The sequence below is a fragment of the Flavobacterium sp. genome, assembly GCF_004211145.1.
In the GTDB taxonomy this organism is placed as follows: domain Bacteria; phylum Bacteroidota; class Bacteroidia; order Flavobacteriales; family Flavobacteriaceae; genus Flavobacterium.
In genome coordinates this window covers 24,428-31,665 of sequence record NZ_SEBS01000039.1, presented here as the reverse complement: position 1 = coordinate 31,665, position 7,238 = coordinate 24,428, and the positions used below count along the sequence as shown (strand labels likewise).

5 protein-coding genes are annotated in these 7,238 nt (G+C 50.3%); all 5 read right to left on the bottom strand.

Going from position 1 to position 7,238, the window contains the following annotated elements; all coding sequences use genetic code 11:
* On the bottom strand, positions 1-1,792 hold a 1,792-nt coding region (gene bglX / locus EOO50_RS14845; RefSeq protein ID WP_290841068.1), incomplete at its 3' end, for a beta-glucosidase BglX.
* A gap of 239 nt (positions 1,793-2,031) precedes the next feature.
* Complete coding sequence (locus EOO50_RS14840; RefSeq protein ID WP_290841067.1) at positions 2,032-3,429, bottom strand: glucoamylase family protein; 1,398 nt, start codon at positions 3,427-3,429, stop codon at positions 2,032-2,034.
* An 8-nt stretch (positions 3,430-3,437) separates the two neighbouring features.
* Entirely contained in the window at positions 3,438-4,787 is a 1,350-nt protein-coding gene (locus EOO50_RS14835; RefSeq protein WP_290841066.1) for a glucoamylase family protein, read from the bottom strand.
* Positions 4,788-4,852: 65 nt separating this feature from the next.
* The gene (locus EOO50_RS14830; RefSeq protein ID WP_290841065.1) at positions 4,853-5,716 is read right to left on the bottom strand and encodes a LamG domain-containing protein; all 864 of its coding nucleotides are present in this window, start codon (positions 5,714-5,716) and stop codon (positions 4,853-4,855) included.
* 38 nt (positions 5,717-5,754) lie between these two features.
* Complete coding sequence (locus tag EOO50_RS14825) at positions 5,755-7,236, bottom strand: RagB/SusD family nutrient uptake outer membrane protein (protein WP_290841064.1); 1,482 nt, start codon at positions 7,234-7,236, stop codon at positions 5,755-5,757.
* Between the last annotated feature and the right edge of the window lie 2 nt (positions 7,237-7,238).

The window sequence follows — 7,238 nt, the reverse complement described above, 5'->3', positions numbered from 1 at the left end:
CGCTTCTTGGGAACGATGTCGTGAGTTTTCCCGATGGATTTACCGATCCGAAAAGCACGTCGGCGATTGCGAAACCGGCTTCCGATCCCGAGAACCAAACGTCGAGGATCGCAGGAACCGACTTTTCCTCGTCGACCAGAACCAAAGGACGGCCGTTGAAAAGTACGAGCACGACAGGTTTGCCCGTTTTGAGCAACGCCTGAAGCAAATCTTGTTGTGCTTGTGGGATTTCGAGTTCGGTGCGGCTTGAACATTCTCCGCTCATCTCGGCCGATTCTCCGATCGCGGCGACGATGACGTCGGCGTTTTTGGCGACTTCGAGCGCTTCTTTCAATAGTTCTTCAGACGAGCGGTTGTCGCGGTGCAACGTCTTTCCGAACATCGTCGCTTTCTCCTCGAATGCCGCGTCGTAATCGAGATTGCTTCCTTTCGCGTACGTTACTTTCGCGCTTGTTCCGACGACCGATTTTATCCCCGTAAGCAGCGATGTGGCGTTTTCCATTTTGGCTGCGACGCTCCAGGTTCCGCCCATGTTTTCCTTGTTGTCGGCCAATGGCCCGATCACGGCGATCGTTCCTGTCTTTTTTAGCGGAAGGATTTGCTTGTCGTTCTTTAGCAAAACCATCGATTCGGAGGCGATCTTGCGAGCGGTCGCGCGGTTCGATTGGTTGAATACGTCTTTTGCGGGACGCTTCAAGTCGCAATACTTGTACGGATCCTGAAAGAGTCCGAGGTCGTATTTCGCTTCAAGAATCAGACGGCAGGCGTTGTCGATCTGGGCTTGGGTAACTTTTCCTTCGGCAAGTGATTTTTTCAATGTGCCGAGGAAACCTTCGCCTACCATGTCCATTTCCACGCCTGCGTTCAACGCGAGTGCCGAAACGGTTTGCAGATCGCCCATTCCGTGTTCGATCATTTCAGGAATTCCCGTGAAATCGGTGACGACGAAACCTTTCCAACCCCATTGTTTGCGAAGCACGTCGGTCAAAAGCCATTTGTTTCCGGTCGCGGGAATTCCGTCGATCTCGTTGAACGATACCATCGCTGAACCGGCTCCGGCGTCGAAAGCCGCTTTATATGGCGGGAAATATTCGTTATACATGCGGATGCGGCTCATGTCGGTGGTGTTGTAATCGCGACCTGCTTCGGCGGCTCCGTACAATGCAAAATGTTTCACGCACGACATCATGTTCTTGCCCGATGAATAATCTTTTCCCTGATAACCGCGCACCATGGCTTCGGCGATGCGGCTGCCCAGATAGACGTCTTCACCTGAACCTTCGGCGATTCGTCCCCAGCGTGCGTCGCGACAGATGTCGACCATCGGTGAGAATGTCCAGTTGATTCCGTCGGCCGTGGCTTCAATCGATGCGACTTGTGCGCTTTTCTCGATCGCGTCCATATCCCAACTGCACGAAAGACCGAGCGGGATCGGGAATACGGTTTCGTATCCGTGGATGACGTCCATGCCGAAGATCATCGGAATACCAAGACGGCTTTTCTCGACGGCGATCTTTTGCACGTCGCGTATTTTGGTGACGGTTTTAATGTTGAACAGGCCTCCGACTTCTCCTTCAGCGATTTTGGTCGCGATATCCCAGCTGCCGGACGAACCCGTCGTGATGTCGCCTGAGGTCGGCAAGTTAAGTTGTCCTATTTTTTCGTCGAGCGTCATTTTGGACATCAGTTCCGAAACGAACTCGGCTTTTGGTTTTAGTGTGGTCGCCTTTTTCTTTTGCGCGAAACCCGAAACGGCGATGAGCAGCGAAAGGGCGATGAGTTGTTTTCTCATTGTGTGTGTTTTATGTGTGTTGAATTGTTGATGCGTTGATTTGTTGATTTGTTGATTTGAGTCATTGTCTTCCGGTGATTAAGTCTTTGGACTTTCGACTTTCGACTTTTGACTTTCGACTTTCCTCTAAAAGCACTGTTTTCGGAGTTTCTTCCGTGCACAACGAAAGAAACCCGTGAAAACAGCAAATCAATAAAACTAACCCAAAAAAAATTGTCGCGACGGGAAAGCCCGATCGCTTAAAAATTGTATTTCTTCGAATGGAATCCCAGGCTGAGCAAACCGCTTTGTACCTCGGGCGCATTCATGAACAGTTTCCACAACAAACCGCTGCGGTGGTTTTCGATCATGACGACCATCGGGCCTTGATCGATTGCCAAATATTGTTTCGCCGAGGCTTTGTACTGGCAGCTTATCGCGTCATAAAAGCCCGCGACACCCCAAGATTCCTCGTTGTAGTTTTCGTAAAAGTTGCGCATGGCGGCAAGCGATTCCTTGGGCATGTACACGATCGAGCTCACTGCCGCCGTCGGAGAGACGATGCCGTGGTCGTTGTTGGGTTGATGTGCGTTGTAGCCGACGCGTTTCTTTGAATCGTAACCGATCGTGCCTTCGGCGTTGATCGAGTACGAAGCCGTCAATCCCCAATAATCGGGGCCGTAACATTTGAATTTCTTGGGATTTTTGACGCAGTATTCGTAGTTGATCTTGGTCTGGTTGTAGTTCACATCCCAATAGTTCGCGTACTTGTCCGACAGTTCGGCGGGATCGAGCCCGACATAACTGTAATGCGCCCAAAACAGCGACCCGCCCCAGTCTTCGGCGTAATTGTGCTTAAGGATCAACGGAATTCCGTATTGTTTTTTGTCGGTTACGATATCGCCTTTTCTCGCCCAGCAATCGTGATATACTGATGGATTGATCGGATATTTCGGTGACGAGGCGCCCAAAACATACGTGATCATCGTTTCGTTGTACCCTTCGAGCGGAAAGTCCATCTCCCATTTGTAATCGGGTGACCAATGCCAATACAGTTTTTGCTCCTTGTTCGTGTACCAATTGTATTCGACGCCTTTCCAAAGTGCATCGAATTTGGCGGCAAGTTCTTTCTCACGCTGGTTTCCATCCTTGAAGAATTCGCGCACACAGATGATGCCTTCGCACAAGAACGATGTTTCGACCAAATCGCCGCCATTGTCTTTAAGACCGAACGGCACGACTTTGCCCGTGTTCCCATTTAGCCAATGCGGCCATGCGCCGTGGAAACGATCGGCTTTTTCCAGGAAATTCGCTATTTTTTCAAGTCGCGTCACGGCCTGTTCGCGCGTCACGTATTTCTGGTTGATCGCCGCCAAAATCGACATGAGCCCGAAGCCTGAACCTCCGACGGCGATTACGTGCGCATCATCCTCGGGATAATATCCGTCAGGGAAGAAACGCTCGCGTGCCAAGCCTGAATTGGGTTCGGCGTAATCCCAGAAGTACTTGAAGGTTTGTTTTTCGACAAGGTCAAGCAATTGCTCGTCGGAAAGTTTATGTTCGGTTGGATTCGCGGTTACGATATCGGTTTTGCTCGCGTCGGACTTACAACCGGCGAACAACACAAATAGCGCGTATAGTACAATCGTTTTTTTCATTTTTGATGTCAGAACCCGTGCTTGGTCGAATGAAACCCAAGGTTCAAAAGACCTTGCTTTACTTCGGGTGCGTTCATGAATAGGTTCCACAGCAATCCCGTGCGATAGTTTTCGATCATCGGCACGATCGTTCCCTGGTCGATGGCGAGATAACGCTGCGTGACCCAATTCTGCTGTGGTGCGAAAGCGTCGTACGGACCGGCCATACCGACGTATTGGTTCGCTTTTTCTTCGTAAAGGAATCTCAGAAATCGCATGGATTCCTGCGGCGTGTAAGGGAATGATGACAATGCTGCCGTGGGCGAGATCACGCCACGGTCGTTGGTCGGCATATGAGCCGAATAGCCTGTCGTCCCATCGTCATTCCTCGTATAGCTTGCGGTAAGTCCCCAAATCTTGTTGGAATAACCTCGTTGCGGATTGGCGACACAGTGTTCGTAAATGATTTTAGAGTGATTTTTGGTCACGTCCCAATAATTCGCATATTGATCGGTAAGTCCTGTGGGATCCATTCCCAGGTAAGAGTAATGAGCCCAGAATAACGGGCCGACATTTCCTGTCGCGCCGTTGTAATTGAAAATAACGGGCATCCCGTATTGAGTTCCCGGATGTACGATGTTTCCGCTCCTCGCCCATGCCGTATGATACGCTGCGGGTTGGATCGGATGTGTTGTCGATGCAGCGCCCATGATATACGTGACGAGACATTCGTTATAACCTTCGAGTTTGAAGTTGAGCTGCCAGCCGACCGTAGGCGACCAATGCCAGTACAGCGCGTCTTCTCCTTTTGTGTACCAATCCCACTCCACGCCTTTCCAAAGCACGTCGGCTTTTTGGGATAAGGCTTGTTCCTGGGCATTTCCATTTTTAAAGTATTCCCTTACGCAAATGAGTCCTTGGCAAAGAAAGGCGGTTTCTACAAGATCGCCTCCGTTGTCGGGCGCGCCGAACGGGATTACCGCTCCGCTGTTGCCGTTCATCCAGTGTGGCCATGCGCCGTGGAAACGGTCGGCGTTTTCGAGGAAAGTCAACGCAGTCGTCAATCGCGTTACCGCTTCGGCTCTTGGGACGAATCCGCGTTCGATTCCTACGATCAACGTCATCAATCCGAAACCTGAACCTCCTGTGGTGACGATGTTTTCGTCGGTGCTTGGGTTATCGATGTGATAACGCTCGCGCGCCAATTTAGATGTCGGATGTGCCAAATCCCAAAAATATACGATGGCGTCTTTTTGGACTTTGTCGAGGAGCTGGTCGTCAGTGAGCTGAGTGGGTTCTTCAGTGCCTTTTTGGTTGTCGTTGCTGCAATTGAGCAAGAAAACCAGTGGTATAGTGAGGATGTACTTAAAAAACTTCATTCCTTTTTTTATAATAAAGCCTGTCGCAACTCGAAAGCTGCGACAGGCGTTATGCAATAGTTTAATTACTTGTTGTTTACGAAAAGATCGGTTACTTCAGCTTGTGAAAGCGCGATGTTGTACAGCCTGAATTGATCGAGGCTACCTTTCCAGTTTGAATACAGCCAGTTGTCTCCGCCTGCATTTTGAGTCTGTGGACCGTTACCGATGCGGAATCCTGTGACTTTCGAATCGTCAAGGTTTACACCGCCGTGGGTTCCCCAGGTCTTGGTTCCGTAAACCGCTCCGTCAATGTACAATGTCATCGTTGAAGAAGCCGCGTCATACGAAAATGCGAAATGGTGCCATTGGTTGTCGAGCAAACCCTCAATAGAATCGGCGTTTTCCCATGTCATCCAAGTGTCGCCCATGTCGGCATCGACCATCACGAATTTTACGGCTGCCGCTGTCGACGAACCTCCGTAAGCATCGAACAATAGCATCATCGTGCCTCCTGACCAGTGACCGTTTGACGACGGAACGCTGAAAATGTGCTCAGCTCCCGGGTTCGCTCCGTTTTTGGTTTGGCCGTCGTGCTTTTCCCAGAACGCTACCGTGAAACTGTCGGCCGTAGCTGCCCAGTCGTTTGGTTTCGCGTAGTTGATCATCGCGTCGTTGACACCTTGCACACCGTTTTCATTCACTCCTGTTGTGGTAGTGAAGTTATTTTCAGTAGGAAACTTCGCTTTGATCTGGTCAACAGCCACCATCAAAGGGTTTTCGCTGTCCTGATCGAACGGTACATAGAATTTCAATGGACCTCCAGGAGGGTTTTCGTCCTCAGGATAATTTCCCAATTCGGGTCTGTCCATATCCTGACAGCCCACAACGCCAGCAGCAGCAAGCAACACACAACTCATTCGAGTCAGGTAAAATTTAATGTTTTTCATAATTTGAAATTTTAAAAATTGTATGGAATTTCGGTAAATCAATAGTCCGGGTTTTGTACAAGTACGCCACCAAATTGGTCGATCGCCGTTTGCGGGATCGGATAATACCTGTTTTTTGGCTGATAGCCCAATCCGCCCAGTACTGACGGAGCGTCGCCCCAACGTACAAGGTCGTAGAAACGTTCCCCTTCAAGAGCGAACTCGATTCTTCTTTCCTGCTTGATCGCAGCGCGGACCGTTGCCTGATCGCCTGAAGTCACGTCGGGCAAGATAGCGTTGTTACCGCCACGGGCACGGGCGCGAACCTGGTTCAGATAGCCTGTCGCTACGGCTGTTTGTCCAAGCTCATTCGCGGCTTCGGCTGCCATTAGCAATACGTCGGCGTAACGATATAGCTTGATATTTGACCAATGGTTTTTGTTTTCCCCGAAGTTTGCTCGTTCTGATGGAACCGTATACGCTTTTCTATTCCAATATGGCTGAGCCAAAGGCGGCGCTCCCGGAAGGATGTTGCCGTAACCGTCATCGCCACCTGAATAAAGGATCGTCGCGTCTTTGCGCGGATCTCCGGCTTCATAAGCATCGACGAGCCCTTGTGTCGGAACGTTGAATCCCCAACCTAAATCCCAAGTACTCGTACCGCGGACGCCTTGCGACTCCCAATAGTTGTTCGAGTAGTTTTGGTTAGCCGTCGTTCTCGCGAACTGGATTTCGAAGATAGATTCCGTCGAATTGTCGCCCGCTTGAAGGAAAATATCCTTGTAAACAGGGTACAAACTGTAGCCAAGCGCCATTACTTCGTCGAACTGGGCCAACGCCTGCGCATAGTTCTGTTGGTACAGATACAATTTGCCCAGCATCGTATGTGCGAATCCTTTTGTGACGCGGCCTAATTGACCCGGCCAGCTCGGAGGCAGATGCTCGATTGCGAATGTCAGGTCGGCGACGATTTGCGCATCGACTTCGGCAACGGTACTTTTTGGTTTGATACCGTCTTCAGGAGTTTCCACGCGGTTCAAGACAATCGGGACTTCGCCGTAATCCCTGCGAAGATCGAAATAGGCGAAAGCGCGGATCGTAGATGCTTCGGCTTTGTTGATAAGCGTCGCCTCGTCCGGTGTTTCCATTTCGTTGACGGTCTCGATTACGTCGTTGCAATCGTAGATCAAACGGTAGTGGCCGTTCCAGTTTGAAGCGGCGAAACCTTCGGCAGCCGAATACTGGTATGAATCGAAAATAGTTCCGTAAGCGGCGGCATCGGTTACGGTACTGCCTTTTGCGGCATCGTCCGATCGGATACTTTGGAACCAATAGCGTTGCCATGTGGTGATACCGTCCTCAGTTCTCATTCGGCCAAGTAACCCAAATACTTGCGCTTCGAGACCTCCGGCGGGATATTCGTCACCCGTGGCATAACCTTCAGGTTTTTTGTCAAGGAATTCTTTGTCGTCACAACCTGTCATTAATGCAATAACTGCGCAGGCGATAACGGGGATTTTTAAAAATTTCGTTCTTTTCATTT

Excerpts from the sequence above, each read along its gene's own strand:
- EOO50_RS14825 (WP_290841064.1), bottom strand. The coding sequence starts at position 7,236 with ATGAAAAGAACGAAATTTTTAAAAATCCCCGTTATCGCCTGCGCAGTT.
- EOO50_RS14840 (WP_290841067.1), bottom strand. The coding sequence starts at position 3,429 with ATGAAAAAAACGATTGTACTATACGCGCTATTTGTGTTGTTCGCCGGT.
- EOO50_RS14830 (WP_290841065.1), bottom strand. The coding sequence starts at position 5,716 with ATGAAAAACATTAAATTTTACCTGACTCGAATGAGTTGTGTGTTGCTT.
- EOO50_RS14835 (WP_290841066.1), bottom strand. The coding sequence starts at position 4,787 with ATGAAGTTTTTTAAGTACATCCTCACTATACCACTGGTTTTCTTGCTC.